Annotated in this window: 16 protein-coding genes and 1 pseudogene; 7 read left to right on the forward strand and 10 right to left on the reverse strand. The window is 38.5% G+C overall.

The annotated features are described in order from the left end of the window. The first annotated feature begins 175 nt into the window (after window positions 1-175). From VSA01S_RS03335 to VSA01S_RS03345, 3 genes are all read left to right on the forward strand, one after another. Window positions 176-931 (forward strand): tRNA-uridine aminocarboxypropyltransferase, encoded by a 756-nt coding sequence (locus VSA01S_RS03335; RefSeq protein ID WP_039981227.1) that lies wholly within the window; start codon window positions 176-178, stop codon window positions 929-931. A 161-nt stretch (window positions 932-1,092) separates the two neighbouring features. Then, window positions 1,093-2,007: an N-acetylglucosamine kinase gene (gene nagK, locus VSA01S_RS03340; RefSeq protein ID WP_039981163.1), complete on the forward strand. Its 915-nt coding sequence runs from the start codon at window positions 1,093-1,095 to the stop codon at window positions 2,005-2,007. Between the two features lie 300 nt (window positions 2,008-2,307). Next, window positions 2,308-2,637, forward strand: a complete 330-nt coding sequence (locus tag VSA01S_RS03345; RefSeq protein WP_039981164.1) for a zinc ribbon domain-containing protein YjdM — start codon at window positions 2,308-2,310, stop codon at window positions 2,635-2,637. 167 nt (window positions 2,638-2,804) lie between these two features. Here VSA01S_RS03345 and VSA01S_RS03350 read toward each other — a convergent pair whose 3' ends face one another. The 3 genes and pseudogenes from VSA01S_RS03350 to mobA all read right to left on the reverse strand — a co-directional run bounded on the left by VSA01S_RS03350 (window position 2,805) and on the right by mobA (window position 4,357). Beyond that, complete coding sequence (locus tag VSA01S_RS03350) at window positions 2,805-3,071, reverse strand: DUF2960 domain-containing protein (RefSeq protein WP_021708417.1); 267 nt, start codon at window positions 3,069-3,071, stop codon at window positions 2,805-2,807. 193 nt (window positions 3,072-3,264) lie between these two features. Beyond that, window positions 3,265-3,777, reverse strand: a pseudogene (gene mobB, locus VSA01S_RS03355) (molybdopterin-guanine dinucleotide biosynthesis protein B); the annotation flags it as partial. Then, window positions 3,758-4,357, reverse strand: a complete 600-nt coding sequence (gene mobA, locus VSA01S_RS03360) for a molybdenum cofactor guanylyltransferase MobA (protein ID WP_050567340.1) — start codon at window positions 4,355-4,357, stop codon at window positions 3,758-3,760. The pseudogene mobB and the gene mobA, both read right to left, overlap by 20 nt. A 318-nt stretch (window positions 4,358-4,675) precedes the next feature. Between mobA and VSA01S_RS03365 the strand changes: the two genes are divergently transcribed. After that, entirely contained in the window at window positions 4,676-6,262 is a 1,587-nt protein-coding gene (locus VSA01S_RS03365; protein ID WP_039981170.1) for an ABC-F family ATPase, read from the forward strand. Between the two features lie 97 nt (window positions 6,263-6,359). Here VSA01S_RS03365 and VSA01S_RS03370 read toward each other — a convergent pair whose 3' ends face one another. Further along, complete coding sequence (locus VSA01S_RS03370) at window positions 6,360-8,243, reverse strand: methyl-accepting chemotaxis protein (RefSeq protein WP_039981172.1); 1,884 nt, start codon at window positions 8,241-8,243, stop codon at window positions 6,360-6,362. A gap of 196 nt (window positions 8,244-8,439) precedes the next feature. Beyond that, a complete protein-coding gene (locus tag VSA01S_RS03375; RefSeq protein ID WP_039981173.1) occupies window positions 8,440-10,269 on the reverse strand; it encodes a response regulator in 1,830 nt (609 codons plus the stop codon). Between the two features lie 286 nt (window positions 10,270-10,555). On the opposite strand from VSA01S_RS03375, the gene cobB reads away from it, so the two are divergent. Beyond that, the gene (cobB, locus tag VSA01S_RS03380; protein WP_039981175.1) at window positions 10,556-11,272 is read left to right on the forward strand and encodes a Sir2 family NAD+-dependent deacetylase; all 717 of its coding nucleotides are present in this window, start codon (window positions 10,556-10,558) and stop codon (window positions 11,270-11,272) included. Between the two features lie 96 nt (window positions 11,273-11,368). Here the strand turns inward: cobB and VSA01S_RS03385 are convergent, their stop codons facing one another. The 5 genes from VSA01S_RS03385 to potA all read right to left on the reverse strand — a co-directional run bounded on the left by VSA01S_RS03385 (window position 11,369) and on the right by potA (window position 16,493). Continuing rightward, window positions 11,369-12,406, reverse strand: a complete 1,038-nt coding sequence (locus VSA01S_RS03385) for an extracellular solute-binding protein (protein WP_039981179.1) — start codon at window positions 12,404-12,406, stop codon at window positions 11,369-11,371. A gap of 221 nt (window positions 12,407-12,627) precedes the next feature. Further along, window positions 12,628-13,659, reverse strand: a complete 1,032-nt coding sequence (locus VSA01S_RS03390) for an extracellular solute-binding protein (protein ID WP_039981182.1) — start codon at window positions 13,657-13,659, stop codon at window positions 12,628-12,630. An 89-nt stretch (window positions 13,660-13,748) separates the two neighbouring features. After that, window positions 13,749-14,519 carry a spermidine/putrescine ABC transporter permease PotC gene (potC, locus tag VSA01S_RS03395; RefSeq protein WP_039981184.1) on the reverse strand — a complete coding sequence of 257 codons (771 nt, stop codon included), beginning with the start codon at window positions 14,517-14,519 and terminating at the stop codon, window positions 13,749-13,751. Continuing rightward, complete coding sequence (gene potB / locus VSA01S_RS03400) at window positions 14,519-15,379, reverse strand: spermidine/putrescine ABC transporter permease PotB (RefSeq protein WP_039981185.1); 861 nt, start codon at window positions 15,377-15,379, stop codon at window positions 14,519-14,521. The genes potC and potB overlap by 1 nt, the downstream gene beginning before the upstream one ends. After that, the gene (potA, locus tag VSA01S_RS03405; RefSeq protein WP_039981187.1) at window positions 15,360-16,493 is read right to left on the reverse strand and encodes a spermidine/putrescine ABC transporter ATP-binding protein PotA; all 1,134 of its coding nucleotides are present in this window, start codon (window positions 16,491-16,493) and stop codon (window positions 15,360-15,362) included. The genes potB and potA overlap by 20 nt, the downstream gene beginning before the upstream one ends. Window positions 16,494-16,870: 377 nt before the next feature. Here potA and VSA01S_RS03410 point away from each other — a divergent pair, with 377 nt between their 5' ends. Continuing rightward, window positions 16,871-17,692, forward strand: a complete 822-nt coding sequence (locus tag VSA01S_RS03410; protein WP_039981231.1) for a membrane protein — start codon at window positions 16,871-16,873, stop codon at window positions 17,690-17,692. After that, entirely contained in the window at window positions 17,685-18,512 is an 828-nt protein-coding gene (locus VSA01S_RS03415; RefSeq protein ID WP_050567341.1) for a glucosaminidase domain-containing protein, read from the forward strand. The genes VSA01S_RS03410 and VSA01S_RS03415 overlap by 8 nt, the downstream gene beginning before the upstream one ends. The last annotated feature ends 4 nt before the right edge of the window (window positions 18,513-18,516 follow it).

Consider the following 18,516-nt stretch of genomic DNA (forward strand, 5'->3'; position numbering starts at 1 on the left):
TTTCCTTTTTCTCTTAAGTAATACCTTTAGCAACTTAGAACGGTTCACTTTGAGATAGTCTTAAAGCTTTTAAGTGGTTATCTCCATGAAGTACTCTTACAGTCAAGCGACCTTGAGCTTATTTGGGTATACAAGTAGAATCTCGCTCTATTTTGCTATTGTTGACCGATTTCTAATGAGAATCCACGCTTTTCACCGTTTATACCAACACCGTCAATCCATCTCAACTAAGTCTTTTAAGGCTCGTGGTTGTAAAGTCGTGAGATGCCCGTATTGCCAAGTATCACTGCAATACTGCTTATGTGCGTTACAGCCTGATCTAACGACGGATGTTGCATGTTTGCTTCTGGTATCGGAAAACGAAGTGTTTAAGCCTAGTAATACAGGGCGCTTAATTGCAGATGTAATCAGTGAATCCTATGTGTATCAGTGGAATAGAACCAACCCTGATAACGAAATGTTAGACCTAATTAATAATCCGCGTTATCAGCCCGTAATTATTTTTCCGGCTGATTATGTTGATGACCCAGAACGTTTGTTATCTAGTTTAACAATTGAGCACACAAAGCATGAAGTAATGGGTAGAAAAAAATGGCTGTTTATTTTCATTGATGGCAGTTGGCGAGAGGCGCGTAAAATCTTTCGACGCTCTGACTTTTTGCAGTCCTTACCCGTACTCTCTATCGACCCAGAATTTGTCTCTGAATATATAATGCGGCGTTCCGATAATGAGCAGCATCTTTCAACAGCAGAAGTTGCTTCGCTGGTGTTGGAGCAAGCGGGAGAAGAAAAGGCATCGCAATGCTTACAACTGTGGTTTGAAACTTTCCGTGAAACGTATATGTTAACTAAAACAAGGGTGAAAACCGATCCTTCTCGTCCTTGTTTAAAGCAATTTGAACAATGGCTAAAAACCGAGAAGTCACTCTAAGTAATAAACATAAGTGCTCAAACTGCGAAGCTTCTTCATAACAGTAAAGAGATAAATCAGAAACGGGTCACGGTATATCGATGATGAGGTATAGATAATATCATCAATTCGACTCGAGGATGCTTGGTTAGAGTCAAAAGCGCAGTATAGGAGATAATTGCATGTATTACGGCTTCGATGTTGGTGGCACGAAAATAGAATTTGGTGCATTTAACGATGATTTGGAACGTGTAGCCACTGAACGAGTTCCGACACCGACGAATGACTATAAATTGTTGGTTAATACCATCTCCGATCTAGTCGATAAGTACGATACAGAGTTTGGTTGTGAGGGCAGTATTGGACTTGGTCTGCCGGGAATGGAAGATGCTGACTCAGAGACGGTTCTGACGGTTAACGTACCTGCTGCAAAGGGTAAGCCTCTTCGAGCTGATCTTGAAGCAAAAGTAGGGCGTGAGGTCAAAATTGAAAACGACGCTAATTGTTTTGCCTTATCAGAAGCGTGGGATGAAGAATTACAGCATGAGCCTTCTGTTTTAGGGTTGATACTTGGGACCGGCTTCGGTGGTGGAATTATCGTTGATGGCAAGGTATTTTCAGGTCGAAATCATGTGGCTGGCGAAGAAGGGCACACACGACTCCCTCTTGACGCTTGGTTCCATTTAGGGGAAGACGCGCCACTCTTACCATGTGGGTGTGGAAAAAAAGGCTGTTTAGACAGTTATTTGTCTGGCCGAGGCTTTGAAGACTTATACACGCATTATTATAGTGAAGAGAAAAAAGCAGTCGATATCATCACCGCCTATAAAGCAGGTGAAGCAAATGCTGCCGAACATGTCGATCGCTTCATGGAATTGTTAGCGATTTGTTTGGCTAATGTTTTTACTGCCATGGACCCACATGTTGTCGTTCTGGGTGGTGGTTTATCAAACTTTGATCTGATTTATGATGAGATGCCTAAGCGTATTCCCAAACATCTCCTATCTGTCGCAAAATGTCCAACGATCATCAAAGCAAAGCATGGTGATTCTGGTGGTGTTCGTGGCGCCGCTTTCTTGAATATTAAACCATCGTAATTTCATATTCACTTCATATCCGGGTATCCAGCGTATTAGCAAAAACCTAATACTCTGGATACTGCGTAAGTTAATTAGCTAAAGCATAAACCCATCGATACCTTTCTACGTCCTAATCTCTGTAGTAGAAATTTACCTTTATCTGGATTAATTGAACTTAATTTCAATAGGTTACCGTGAAGTTTTGTATTTGCTTTTTGGCTAATATTTATCCAAGAGATATATCTAAGTAAGAGCACTCGATCACCTTCGTAAAAAAGACTATTATGTGTGAAATTTCCATTGTATAGCTATTAATCTATGTCTTTTCCTCCTTGCCCTAACTGTCAATCAGAATTTGTTTATCAAGACCAAAATGTATTAGTTTGTCCTGAATGTGCTTATGAGTGGGACCCTTCTGAAATTGAAGAAAGCATACAAGTAAAAGATGCTAATGGAACCTTGCTGAATAAAGGCGATAAAGTCACACTAGCCAAAGATTTAAAAGTAAAAGGCAGTTCTATTGTGCTGAAGATTGGCACTAAAGCTCTCATAAAACGCATAAAGGAAGGGAAAGATCATCAATTGGATTGTCGTGTCGACGGTGCGGGCGAGATGTTAGTTACCGCTCAGTTTGTTAAAAAATCTTAAGTACCCAATACAACATAAATATACCTAAGTGACAGGTTCCCAAGATCATCACGCTGAACAAAGCATTTTGAGGTTACTTGGATATAGATTCCACAAGAATAAAACCCAAGTCGTTTAGATTGGCTTGGGTTAGTCCTGTACTACGAACTGGAAAGTTTTTACTGTCTTTATTTGTCTTTTTTTCCAACACCTAAGTTTTCTTTTTGAGCGAGAGTGATCTTAGTAAAACCGAGCTTTCTGAAGTGGTTATCACGGTAATTTCTCACTGCTTTTGTATCCGATACCGCTTCAATTTGTTGCTCCATCTTTAAATAGGCAGAAATATCAATCCCTTCTGCTTCAGCTACCGCTTCATGAATATTACGATGTTGCTGATAAGAAAACGTCAGTTCTTTGTCTTCATTTTTATACGTGTAAAGAATGGTACGAGCCATAGCAGTCTCTCTGGATAAAGTTTGATAAACCTATGAAAGCCAGATGGACCTGACTTCAAAATACGGAACCCGAGTGATATCAAGACACTCAAAAAGGGCGAACGTCTTGAGGTCACTTTGGTATAATGTTAGATTTTGCCTTGAAGAGAGAGAATTGTCACGCTTTACAAGTGCTGTGTTGTTGGTTGAATGTTTCAATAAACTGCATAACAAATCGCGCAATTGCGTCAATATCATTGATATTCATGTGAGGGAGGGGGGTATCAAGTCGGTTGCTATCGGAAGCAATGGCGATGATGTTGTCATCGAAAGGATGCAACCATGGTTTCCCTACTTGTTCGCGATGAAGTTCTATTTTGGGAAATGCAATATTCTTACAGCCTTCAACCAAAATCGCATCGAGAGAGCTTTGATCGAAAGACTCTAATAGATGATAAAAGCTTGTCTCAGCATTGGGGGTTTCCGTCATTAACACATGACGATAACGGGAAGCAATTAACATTTGAGAGGCCCCCGCTTTTCTCAAGCGATAGCTATCTTTTCCTGGTTGATCAACATCAAAGTCATGGTGAGCATGTTTTAACATCCCAATACGTAACCCTGACTGTGTTAATTTGGGTAAGAGTGCCTCAAGCAAGGTGGTTTTTCCGGTGCCAGAATAGGCGGCAAACCCCAAGATTGGTATTTTAATGTATTTTGAGTTCATAAGAGTTATCCAATATCGCGAGCTCTTCTGGTGTATTTAAATTGATAAAGTTTCGTGGTGAATCGCTAAAGTCAACATAATGGGTATTACACTCCGTATAAAGGCGAGTGATTTTTCTTTCCCCGCGTAGCAAGAAGGCATTGATCTGGGGAAGGATACGCTTGTGCATAAGCGTAAATACCGGTTGTGGGTATTGGCCATCGTGCGCCACAACGATATCGACGTTTTCGTTAGCGGCCTGACAAAATCGAGTAACAAGGTAAGGTGAAATAAAAGGGCAATCACAGGGTACAAAGCCAACCCAATCGGTTGTCGCATAGTTCAACCCTGACTGGAAACCACTGACAGGTCCCAGAAAGCCATCTGTTTTATCACTGAACACAACAGCAAATTTTTGGTATGACTCTAGGTTTCGGTTAGCATTAATAAATAAATTAGAAGTCTGATTAGATAAGCATTTTACTACGTGTTCGATTAAAGGCTTATCAAGGAATTCGATTAATCCTTTATCTCTTCCTCCCATTCTACTGGCCTGTCCGCCAGCTAATATAACCCAGCTTGTTTTATTTGGTATAATCATCATTCTCGTTGGAGTTTATTTTAATCAAAGAGGTGATTGGGGACCATTCACATCATTTAACAGTAGTCATCAAATTTTAACCCTAGCACAAAGCTAAATTGGATAATTTGAGCTTGATTAACATTTAATGTGATAGAGTTAAAGTTTGAGATAACAGCAGTGTAAAATAGAAATAAACTCTCGAAGAGAGGCTTCAATTTTGTACGAATAGGCTCAACCAAGTAAAAATTCGCAAAAACAAAGCTTGAAGTGTGACGCCTTAAGAAGTAACGTGACGCGAATTTTCTCAATAAACTCAACATTGCTAAGGTAAAGGTTTTGATTTCCACAGCGAATATTACTCAACAATTTGGCGCCAAGCCGTTATTTGAAAACATCTCAGTTAAATTTGGAGAGGGCAACCGCTACGGCTTAATTGGAGCGAACGGTTGTGGTAAATCCACCTTTATGAAAATACTCAGCGGTGAGCTTGATCCAAGTAGTGGTAATGTGAGCTACGATCCAAATGAACGTGTTGCCAAACTTAACCAGAATCAATTCGCTTATGAAGAATATACGGTTATTGATACGGTGATTATGGGCCACAAAGAGCTTTGGCAAGTGAAGCAAGAACGCGATCGTATTTATTCTCTTGCTGAAATGAGCGAAGAAGATGGAATGAAGGTTGCCGATCTTGAAGTTCAATTCGCAGAAATGGATGGCTACATGGCAGAAGCGAAAGCGGGTGAATTATTACTTGCTGTAGGCATCCCTTTGGAGCAACACTTTGGTTTGATGAGTGAAGTAGCACCGGGTTGGAAACTCCGTGTCCTTCTTGCTCAGGTACTTTTTGCTGACCCAGATATCATGTTACTTGATGAACCAACCAACAACTTGGACATGGATACTATTCATTGGTTGGAAGAAACACTCAATGCACGTAACTGCACTATGATCATTATTTCACACGATCGCCACTTCTTAAACTCAGTATGTACTCATATGGCTGACTTAGATTATGGTGAGTTACGTGTTTATCCAGGTAACTATGATGAGTATATGACTGCAGCCTCTCAAGCCCGTGAGCGTTTACTCAATGACAATGCGAAGAAGAAAGCGCAAATTGCTGAGTTACAAACATTCGTTGCTCGTTTCTCTGCTAATGCATCTAAAGCAAAGCAAGCAACTTCACGCGCAAAGCAAATCGATAAAATTAAACTGGATGAAGTTAAAGCTTCAAGCCGTCAAAGCCCATTTATTCGCTTTGAGCAATCAAAAGAGCTTTTCCGTAATGCTTTGGTGGTTGACAACCTGACTCAAGGTTTTGAGCACGATTTATTCAGCGATTTTAGTGCTATTTTTGAAGTAGGTGAACGTGTTGCTATCATCGGTGAAAACGGTGTGGGTAAAACAACATTCTTAAATACGTTGGCCGGAGCACTAGAGCCTCGTAACGGTGAGTTTAAGTGGTCTGAAAATGCTAATATCGGCTACTATGCTCAAGATCATGCACATGACTTTTCACAAGACCTTAATCTTACAGAATGGATGGGGCAATGGAGACAAGAAGGCGATGATGAGCAAGCTGTCCGTGGATTTTTAGGACGCATGTTGTTTGGTCAAGATGATATTAAGAAATCGGTCAAAGTATTGTCTGGTGGAGAGCAGGGCAGAATGCTGCTTGGTAAGCTGATGATGCACAAACCTAACATGTTGTTAATGGATGAACCGACTAACCACATGGATATGGAGTCGATTGAGTCATTGAATACGGCACTTGAACAATACAAAGGCACCTTATTCTTTGTTTCTCATGACCGAGTTTTTGTTGACTCTTTGGCGACTCGAATTATCGAAATTCGTGATGGCAAAATCACTGACTTTAAAGGAACTTATGACGAATTTTTGAAATCAAGAGATTCTTAATCAAGACATAAGTTTTAAATAAAATTCTTTTCAAGTCGAATAAAAGGGGAAGCATGATGCATCCCTTTTTTAATGGACTAAAAAATGCAATGAATAGTCAGTAACTGAATTGAGCCACAATAGCATCTAATTTTAGGCTGACTTGACTTACTTGTTTAGTACAAGAAACTGAACTTTGTATTTCTCGATGAGTATCATTAGCAAGTGAAGATATTTGGGTAATATTTCGGTCAATGTCGCTGGAAACGGCAGATTGCTGTTCTGAAGCTGTAGCAATTTGTGCATTAAGATCAAATAAATCTTCGATTTGCTGATTAATGTTATCTATCGCACTCACGACTTGTTTGGTTTCTTTTTGCGTAGACTTGGCGTGCAATTGGCTTTCCGACATCAAGCTGACCGTGTGATGAACCTGCTCATTGAGATTGTTGATGGTTGCTTCAATCTGTCTGGTTGATTTATCCGTTTTCATTGATAGATCTCGTACCTCATCCGCAACTACAGCAAAACCACGACCATATTCACCAGCTCGTGCAGCTTCAATAGCAGCGTTAAGAGCAAGTAAATTAGTTTGTTCTGCTATCGTTTGAATGGTTGAGATAACGCTATTTATCTCTCGACTTTGTTCCTCAAGTTGTTGAATTAGCACTTGTGAATCAATAATTTTGGCAGCGAGGGACTGCATACTATGACTCGCTTGTTGTGTTATCTTCAATGCTGAATTAGATGCTTCTTTTATCTGAGATGCATTAGAAGCAGCATATTCGATATTGCGTGTTATTTCGTTGCTTGTTTGAACAAGCTCGTTAATTGCTGTTATTACTGATTCAGACTCTATTCTCTGTTGCTCAGAGTTTCTAATACTATTCCCGGCAGCATGTTCACTTTCTGTGGAACTTTGTAATAGAACCTCTTTTACTAAGGCTGCTTCTTTTATTAGGCCATGAATTTTATCAATGAATAAATCAAAAGAATGGCCAAGCTGTGCCAGCTCATCATTACCCTTAGTATTCATTCGTAAAGTGAGGTCACCATTACCATTTGCAATCTCTCGCATCATGGTATTAATCGCTTTTATTCGGAATATTATATTACGGGCTATAATCGCTAAAAGTAACGATATAGTCAGTGCAATCAAGGCACCAAATAGATGAAGTTGATTTTTTACACGGTCTGAAGCGGTCAATATAGCCGTTTCTATTTCAGTCTGGAGTGAAAGAATCTCTCGCTCTGTTTGATGTACAGTTTGCCGCAGCTTACCTCTCAAGCCTTCCTCTGAGGATACTCCAAGCGATTGATAAGCTTCAAAAATATGAATAAGATCATCTTGATATTGTTCAATAGAAGGCTGTAATTGCTGAGCGTAGACTTTTATGAACTTAGACAATTCTTTTAACACCGCATCTTTATTTTGTGGTGTTGGGAGTGCTTGGTAGATAAGGTCATACTCTGTCAATGATGAAAAATCAACCTTTGCTTGTAAATCATTGAGTTGTAATACTTCTTCTTTGAGTTGTTGGCGAGAATTTGACAGGCGATGAATTAAAGAATGAGATGATGTTGGCGAATCAAGTAATTGTATTTTATCAACCACGTCGGAGAATATAATTCTGTATTGGTGCAAAGTCGAGTTGATGATATCAATCTGTCTGTCGAATTGAAGCCCATGTTCATGTAAACGTTCATCAAGTGCAGTTAGTCTGTTTGAGAGAATTTCAAATGTTTCATCAAAACGAGCTTTATACTTTAAATTATGACGTGAGATAAAGTCTTTTTCATATCGACGTAGATTAAGAAGATCAACTTCAGCAGCAGTATTCTCAACAGAGGCCACCTCAAGTTCATGTAAATTATCTAAGCTGATTTGTTCAAATACACCATAAAAAAAGATTCCAGTGTATAGTATGATATTGATTAAGATGAATTTAGTACGAATTGAAAGTTTATTTAGAACATGACTTGAACCTGGAGAACCTAGCATAGATACACTCCTAACTAATGACGTTTGCGTTTTAATTTTTAAGTAAAAGTTGTAACTCGTGAATTAAATGTTTGAAAGCGATACGTCGCCGCTTTAAATAATTTTATAGTAAATAAACTATTGTCAATTTAGTCAGTTTTTGCAACCTTGTAAGGAAAAATTCATTAATTATTTCCTAGAATAAATTTCTGCATTTCTAAAATTTATGATTCATATGGATGTGTTTTTTGCCCAACCAATTTTTTATTGTATCTAACATTGTTTGCTTATTCGCTGGTTTAGCAAGGAAGTCATCCATACCAACATCATGGCATTTTTTCCTATCTTCGAAACTAACATTTGCAGTCATCGCTAAGATTGGTAGACTTCTACCATGCTCATTGAGTTCTCGAATCGCCTCACAAGCAGAAAAACCGTCCATTTCGGGCATTTGTAGATCCATGAGTATGAGATCAAAGAGGTTATTTTTGATAGCAGCGATAGCTTCAATACCATTATCAGCTGTAGTTACTTGGAAGCCAGCATTTTCAAGTATGGTGCGAGCAACGAGTTGATTGGCGGCGTTATCTTCTACAAGTAAAATATGTGTGTGACTTGTACCCATGTCTCTGCTTGAGGAAAGCTCACTTCCTGCTTGCATAACCCTCTCTTTCATTTGACAAGGTATAATAACAGTGAACTCACTACCTTTATTTAATTCACTATCGATTGTTATCTTTCCTCCAAGAAGTTCAATCAATCGTTTAGAAATCGTTAGACCCATCCCGACACCCGAATAATGTCGAGTAAAAGTTGCATCTTTTTGTTTAAATGGTTCAAAAATGAACTCTTTGTCAGAAGACTCTAGGCCGATACCAGTATCAGTAACTTGGATACATAGGCCATTTGGGAAGTGATGACTTAAAGTTAACGAAACTTGACCTGTGTGGGTAAATTTAATTGCGTTATCGAGTAAGTTTGTAAGAATTTGAGATAACTTACCTTCGTCCGTATGAGCCACTGACAATTGGCCCAATTGGTTATTAAAAGTCAATATTAATTCTTTTTTGCAACATTTTTTAAGCATAGAAAAAGTCTTATTTCCTAGCTCTGCTACATCAAAATCTCTTTTATCAATTACTAGTTTTCCAACATCAATTTTAGAAAAGTCTAAAATATCATTAAGTTGTTTCAGTAATAAATGAGCAGCTTCATCAGCCATCTTATTTATTTCTTGACAGTGTGGCGGAAGATGCTCTTCTTTAATCAGGTCAATAGCACCAATAATGGCATTCATTGGAGTACGAATTTCATGGCTCATAGTTGCGATAAATTGAGATTTTGCAACATTTGCAGCCTCTGCTTCTCGTTTAGCCTTTTCTAATTGCTGCTCGCGTTTTTTAAGTTCATAAAGATGTATTTCTAATTGTTCAACGCCATACTCTAATCGTTTTACTTCATCGACGTTGATTGTACTCTTGTCTCCTTTACGGTAATAAACACTAATCAGCTTTTGGTTGATTCGTGAAAGAGGAGAAAAAATCATCCATTGAGAAATTAAGTAAATCAAAAAACTGAGTGAGAGTAAGGTCAGGGCGGTAAAAAAACGCATTTGTTCAACATGCATATTTATATCCGCCATCATTCGTTTTTTACTCATCGAAATTTGCATGCTACCTATAGGTAAAGCACCGGAATCAATGGAGTTAGAAAAATTTAGAGCCATTGGGTTGGCATCATGAGGTTTGTTTCCCCATCTACCTACTTGTTCACCTAAATTGTCAAGAATCGAAACATAACATAAATCAGGATAATGTTTGGCCATTAAAGCCAGCTTTTCATTTAACGTTTGTGAACGGTGAGAAACTACATCTGATGAAAGAGCAACACTGAGTGCCTGAAAATTTGCTTTAATTTGTGCATCCATTCGATCAGACAAGTATTGAGTTTCGAAATTCCGAACAACTTCACCAACAATGAAACTTAGGCTGACGGTTAATGTCAGGACACTAACTAAATATTTAAACCAAATTGGTAAGTGCTTCATGAATTATCTCCCAGCAAGATTAGCTATTCTTAATTTGAGCATCAAATTTAAATGCAAAAAAGCTAATAAGCTTTCAAAGTGTGAGTTATTTGTTTTTTCATTCATTATATGAAGAGCTTTGCAGGAAACTTGCCATATCATGCATTTATGCACTAGAGAGTAAGCATGAAAATCAACATGCAAATTGCAAATATGAGTTCGGTGTAATTTTCTAACATGGCAAATGAATATTACTACTTCTATCACTTTTTCAATGTTAAGATTTGAGAAAAAGTAAGGATGACTCATGAACTTCCCATATAGGAATATTGTAATACTGACAGGGGCCGGTATATCAGCAGAATCAGGCATTCAGACATTTCGAGCACAGGACGGATTGTGGGAAAATCATCATATCGAAGATATTGCTACTCCTGAAGGATTCGAACGTAACCCTAGGATGGTTCAACGTTTTTATGATCAGCGGCGTGCTAAACTTCTCGATGATTCAATTGAACCAAATCCAGCGCATTTATACCTTGGCCAATTAGAATCAAAATTAGATGGAAAGGTGACTATCATCACTCAGAATATAGACGACTTGCACGAGCGAGGGGGTAGTCACAATATTATCCATATGCATGGTGAATTGCTCAAAGCGCGTTGCTGCGAATCAGGTCAAGTTTTTGAGTGTAAAAAGGATTTAGAATCGGAACAACGCTGTCATTGCTGTCAAATTCCTTCACAACTTAGACCTCACATTGTTTGGTTTGGTGAGATGCCTTTACAGATGGGAGAAATCTATAGCTTGCTTGAAGATGCAGACCTCTTTGTCTCTATCGGTACATCAGGGCTTGTTTACCCAGCGGCGGGGTTTGTTCATGATGCCAAAATGCATGGTGCTCATACCATAGAAATCAATTTGGAACCTAGTGCCGTTGAAAGTGAGTTTGAGGAAAAACGCTACGGCAAAGCAAGTATCGAAGTCCCCAAACTGGTTAAAGAGTTGCTAGGGCAAGCTTAACCATAAAAGCACCGATGAAAAGGCATTGAAGTTCAATGCCTTTTAGAATTTAACGACTCAGCGCCATAAAAACATTAATCAACTATTTATGGATGATTAGTTATTAACTTTCAGCTTTTGGAAATACTCATCATAGAGAACACTTGCCTCACCAACTTCGTCTTGCCATGTACCAGTGTCCATGACCTTTTGAGGAGGGAAAATGCGCTCGTCGTTAGCAAACTCTTTTGGCAATAGTTTTAGTGCACTTTTAACAGGAGTTGGATATCCGATTTCAAGTGCAATTTTAGCAGCATTTTCTGGTCGTAATAAAAAATCGATCATTTTGTGCGCAGCTTCAGTATTTTTAGCGCCAGCTGGAATGGCTAGGCTATCCATCCAAAAAATGGCCCCTTTTTCTGGCCAAACGATATCAATATTAGCGCCTTCTTGGCGAGCCATATAAGCTGAGCCGTTCCAAAGCATACCAAGGGAGACTTCTCCCGCTAAATATGGATTCGCAGGAAAGTCAGAGTTAAATACTAATACGTTAGGCATCAGCTTCTTTAGCTCTTCATAAGCGGCTTTAATTTCATCTGGATTAGTAGTATTTGGTGAGTAGCCTAGTTTTGTTAAGGCCATATGGAACACTTCACGTGAGTCATCCATTAGCATCAGCTGACCTTCCCATTTACTATCCCAAAAATCATCCCATTTTGAAACGGAAGACTTATCTAGCATGTCTGAATTAATACCAATACCAGTTGCCCCCCAGATATAAGGGATAGAGTAATTATTGTTTGGATCAAAAGGCTTATTCAAATAATTCGGATCTAATTCTGCAAAATGGGGAAGCTTCGCTCTGTCAATTTTTTGTAGCATACCTTCCTTACGCATTTTAGATACAAAGTAGGTAGACGGTACTACCAAATCATAACCTGTTCCCTGTGTTTTCAACTTTGCGTACATACTTTCATTCGATTCATATGTCGAGTAGATGACTTTGATCCCAGTTTCCTTCGTAAAATCCTCAAGAACTTCGTTCGGAATGTATTCAGACCAATTGTAGAAATACAGTTCTTGATCGGCAGCCATTGCAGGGGGCGCTATAAACGTCGCTGCACAAAGTACGCTTGCGTAGAATTTACTTTTCATTTTCTTTCCGTTTTTTTGACAAATACACGTCAATATTAGTTGCCAATAAAGACATGTTCCAAATTGCAGTTAGCATTGTCCCTTCAACCTAGTTTGGCTTTTTGATTAAGCCATTGTATAGGCAGGTAACAATAACAGTAAAATTATATCAGCCAATCAAAAAATAGGCAGTATAATAAAATCTATTTTGTATCTAGTGATGACGATTATGTTAAGCCAAGTTATTGGCCGGCCTTTAACCTTAGAAAGTATTCTTCATATTTCTCAGTCATATCACCAACGGAGTCTTGCCATTCTACTCGGTCTAAATCTTCCTGTGATGGAAACAGTGGAGCTATACCTTCAAACTTTTTATTCGATAATTTTACAGCTGTTAAGTATCCAGAATCATGGGATATTTGCATTGCGATATCTGGGCGAAGTAAAAAGTCAATCATCTTATGTGCAGCATCAACATTTTTTGCGCCAGAAGTAATTACAAAGTTATCGACCCAACCAATACCACCTTCCTTAGGAAAGATAAGCTTTAAGTTAATCTCTTGGTTCTGTGCAGCAGCGGCACTACCATTCCAAAGCATACCTACACCAACTTCGCCAGACATGTAAGGGGCACCCGGATTGTCTGAGTTGAAGACTAAAACATTAGGCATGAGTTTTTGTAGTTCTTTGTATGCTTCATCAATTTCTTTAGGGTTGGTTGAATTACCAGAATAACCGAGTTTACGCAATGCAATATGGAACACTTCACGAGTGTCGTCCATCAGCATAACTTGTCCTTCAAGTTCGGGCTTCCATAAATCTGCCCAACTTTGAAAGCTATTAGGGTCATACATTTCAGTATTAACAGCTAAACCAGTAATAGCTACAACGTGTGGAATAGAGTAGTCATTGTTTGGGTCATAGGATTTATTAAGGTAATTCTTATCCAAGTTAACAAAGTTTTTCAACTTGGATTTATCGATCTTTTGTAGCATACCTTCATCACGCATTTTGGCAACAAAGTATGAGGACGGAACCACTAAGTCGTAACCTTTATTATGCGTTTTGACTTTTGCATATAGAGTTTCATTAGATTCATAAGTTGAATAGATAACTTTGATACCAGTTTCTTTTGTAAATTGTTCTAGGATATTACTGTTAACATAGGGCCCCCAGTTCATGAATATCAATTCATTATCATTTGCTGTAGCTGTTCCAGAAAACCATGAAAGTGCAAGTGTACCGCTAGCAATTAAAGTAGCCCAATTTTTCATTTGACGAAGCTCCGAACTAATTATGGGCCAATATAAATTGGCCGAAGGTCATAAGTATCTGATTCTAATTTATTAAAATAAAAAATCCACTACTTAACTTTTTCTCTAGCGAGTAACTGTGAAAAGATGACAAGGATTAAAGACACAACTAACATCACCGTTGCTAGAGCATTTACTTCCGGAGAAATTCCTACTTTTACCATTGAATAAATTTTCAATGGCAGGATCTCATATGTTGGTCCAGTAACAAAAGAACTTATAATCACGTCATCTAATGACAAGGTAAAGCTGAGTAACCATCCAGCAGCTACGGCAGGTTTTGCTAATGGAAGGATGATTTGCTTTAATATCACCCATTCACTAGCGCCCAAGTCCTTTGCTGCCTCTAACATCTTCACATCAAATCCATTGAGTCGGCTGTATACAGTAATAACGACGAATGGGAGGCAGAAAGTAATATGCGCAATCAATAGAGTAAAGAAACCAAGCTGAGCACCTAACACTAAAAATAGTGCTAGTAATGAGATGGCCATAACGATATCAGGGGACATCATCACAACAAATAACATGCCATTGACCGCACTTTTACCTTTAAAATTATAACGGAACAAAGCAACGGCGGTTAGGCTACCGATGATAGTTGCAGCCGTTGCCGAGAAAACAGCAACATTCAGCGAGTGCCAGGCTGCTTGCATTAGACTATCATTATGTACAAGAGTCTCATACCACTTGGTGGTAAAGCCTCCCCATTTCATGCCAAATTTGTTGGAATTAAAGGAATTAACAATTAAAACAACAATAGGTAGGTATAGAAAAGCATACACTAGTGCCATAAAGCTAAATCTAAACGTACGTCCCATTAGTCCAGCTCCACTTTCTTATTCAATAGTTTTCCAGCACGATAGTAAGCGTATAACATGACTGCCATCGCAAAGGTTAAGGCAATACTGGTAGCAGCACCAAAAGGCCAGTCACGTGCATTGAGCACTTGGCTTTTAATGACATTGCCTATCAGTAAGTTCTTAGCACCACCGAGAAGATCTGATATGTAGAACATACCTAGTGCTGGAAGCAAAACCAATAAGCAACCTCCAATAATACCTGGCATAGTGAGTGGCAGAATGACTTTAAGTATCGTTTGGAGTTTGCTTGCACCTAAATCTTTTGCCGCTTCTATGTAAGTATGATCTAATTTCTCGATTGCCGAATAAAGTGGCAAAATCATAAAGGGGAGTAGAATATAGACAAGGCCAATCATCACTGCTGTTTCCGTGTACATCAAACGTAACGGCTTATCAATAATCTCTATAGCCATTAGAAATTTGTTCAACACGCCTTGAGTTCCTAAAACTATTTTCAAACCATAAGTACGGATTAAGGAGTTTGTCCAAAAAGGTACAATCACCAAAAATAGCATAAATGGACGCCATTTTTCTGGCATCTTGGCGACAAAGTAGGCAAATGGATAACCAATGATCAAACAACATACTGTCGCGATGATCGCCATATAGAAAGAGTGCATCAACACTTTTGCATATAATGGGTCTAGAAGGCGAAGGTAATTGCTTGAAGTAAAAGTTAAATCAATCAGGTTTGCTTCATCACGAGTTAAAAAGCTCGTAGCTATAATCATTACGTTGGGAACGAGAACAAATAACGTTAACCAGCCTACAATTAGAGCGATGATCGCATTTTGAAGATTAAGCTTCTTGCATATCATTTAATACCACCTCCCAGCTCTCAACCCAAGTAATAGCAACTTTTTGGCCGAGCGAATGGTCGACATCAGGATCATCTTCGTTGAAAAACTCACTAACCATAACTCGCATGCCTGAATCTAATTCAATCACAGAGTCTAGCGTCATACCTTTGTAGGTTCGTTCAGTAACGTGTCCGACAATGCCTTTTTCTTCAGATTCTTTAATTTCTTCAATTCGTAAATCTTCCGGGCGAAGTAGTACTTGTAATTTATCTCCAACTTGCGCTGGTTTGTTATAGTAGACGACAGACTCAACGCCTTCAATTTCTGCTTGAATACGGTTTTCATCAATCCTTTCAATCATTCTGGCGTTAAATACATTAATTTCACCAATAAATCGAGCGACGAATAGGTTCTTTGGTTCTTCATAAATTTCCCGAGGAGAGCCATCTTGCTCAATAACACCATCACGCATAACAATGATACGGTCGGACATTGATAGCGCTTCTTCTTGGTCATGTGTGACAAAGATAAATGTAATCCCTAACTGGCGTTGTAACTGTTTAAGCTCAATTTGCATTTGTTTACGCAATTTATAATCGAGAGCCGAAAGAGATTCATCAAGTAATAATACTTTGGGCTTATTGACTACAGCTCGTGCAATAGCAATACGTTGCTGTTGACCGCCTGACAGTTGATGGGGCTTACGTTGAGCCATTTTCTCAAGCCGAACCATACGAAGAGCTTCCATGACTCTCGGCTCAATTTCTGATGTAGGTATCTTTTGCATACGTAAACCAAAAGCCACATTATCAAAAACAGTCATATGCGGAAATAATGCATAACTCTGAAATACAGTATTTACATGCCTCTGCTCAGCAGGAACCTGAGTTACATCGTGATCACCAATTATGATTTGGCCAAGGTCTGTGGTTTCAAAGCCAGCGATCATACGTAACACGGTCGTCTTACCACACCCTGATGGACCAAGAATGGTTAGAAACTCACCATGATTCACATCGAGATTTAAATTACCGATGATCTCTTTGCCATCGAAACTCTTATTCACACCAGATAAACGAACTACTGGCTTTCCTGCTTGCTGTTTAGCGTTCAACGTCTGTATTTCTCCCAGATTTTATTGGGTTTGCACCAAATGAAATGACAATTGTCAGTCAGTTTGAGGCGCGAATCATAATCACCAAAATGGTGAATTCAAAGCATTTTCTTATCTTGAAACAGAAAAATTTTTGCAGCATCAACTAAAGTTTTCTTCCCGTGCTTTTTTCTAACGTATTTACAGTTCCAGAAGTACGATTAGAATTTAGTTGGATATTATAAATTTTTCAATTACATAGAATCAGCAATGATTAATTATTAACCACAGAATGGATATTGCAAGTCGTATATCAATTAACGTTTTTAGACATAACAAAGATTTGATTTATAATGACGCCCTTATGATTTCACAAAATGATTCGCATCACTGAGCAAGCTAACCCTGGATTAATTATGAATAACAATTTTGAGAAAGATGTTAACATTGGAGGAAGTGTTGAACGAGCGCTTTCAGGTAATTATGAATTAAAAATCGGGAAGGTTCTTAATGAAGCTTTTCAGCTGACAACAAAACAGTTTTGGTCTTTTACTCCAGCGGTGGTTATTTTACTCGCGGTTCAGATCGGTATATTCTTCATTGCTCTAAAACTTCAGGTCGGAGACTTGTCAGCACTTTTCGACTCTACAAAGAGTATAGACCTCCTTAATGGCAATTTTGTCCAGGCTTTCTATATCGCAAGTTTTAGTTATGAAGTAATTGGTGCTCCAATTTCTGCAGGTATTAGCCTTATGGCAATGAGTCACGCTGTAGGATTTAACACAAAAACGCAGCATTTAGGTAAAGGTTTGCAATTTACAACTCCTGTGATCATTGCGACTATATTTAGCATAGTGATGCAGTCTATCGCTAGTATGGTATTCCCTTTATTGTCATTATATCTTTCGATCACGCTTAGCCAGTTTATTCTCTTAATATGCGATAAGCGTATCCCACCGATGCGTGCTTTGTGGCTATCATTTTTAGCAGTAAATAAAAAGATATTTGTGTTTACAGGTATTTATCTTGTTGTTTTCTTGATGTTTATTATTGCAGCAATATTTTCAGGAATAGGGTTAATTTTCGTTTTACCTTTCTTTTATCATTTAAAGGGTATCCTTTATCGAGAAATGTTTGGGATCCAGGTCAAAATTATCGCAGCCGAAAATAACCATAATGGTGGTAAAGATGATAATGACATAGATAAAGACGACAAACCTCAGGTTTTTGATGCATAATTCTGTCATAGTTAATACATTTAAATCGATATTTCTTAGGATAGCGGTTCTTACCGCTGTTCTCATCTTCATCTCGATAGGACCTTACTTATTTTACTTAAAAGGGCATACTCCTTTATTTGATTTTCCTGTGGAATCCCCCCCACTGAGTAAAAGTAATGACTTACCTGATTTTCGTTCGATTCAAAACGCAGCAACTAAAAAAGCAATGTTTTTTGACTTCCTAAGATCTAAAGTCGAACAGGAAAACCAACGTATTCTTAAAGAGCGACTTTTTTTAAAAAATATTGATGTTAATCAAGTTTCATTTGCTCAAAACGAAACTGCCCAAGTATTAGCAGACTCTTACCTTTTTCCATTAGAGAAAGAGGAAGTCACATCAGAATGGCTGCATGAAATGCTAAAACGTGTCAACGTTTTGCCCGAAGCTCTCGTTTTAACCCAGGCTGCCAATGAATCGGCATGGGGAACATCTCGTTTTGCGGTAGAGGCTAACAACTTATTTGGGCAATGGTGCTACACAAAAGGTTGCGGCATCATCCCAAAAAAGCGAGGGCTAGGCAAAACACATGAAGTGGAAAAATTTAACTCGGTTGAACAGTCTGTAAATCGCTATTTTATGAATGTAAATCGAAATAAAGCTTATGCTCCTTTGCGTGAAATTCGTTTTCAACTCGATAGACAAGACAAAAACTTACTTTCAACTGAAACAGCACTTGCCTTAGTGCAAGGGCTTCATGCTTATTCTGAACGCGGTCAGGAATACGTAAATGACCTTCGTTCTATGATCCGCCACAATCAAGCATATTGGAAAAAGTAAATAG

Origin of the sequence: Vibrio sagamiensis NBRC 104589, assembly GCF_007990935.1 — a bacterium.
GTDB lineage: Bacteria > Pseudomonadota > Gammaproteobacteria > Enterobacterales > Vibrionaceae > Vibrio > Vibrio sagamiensis.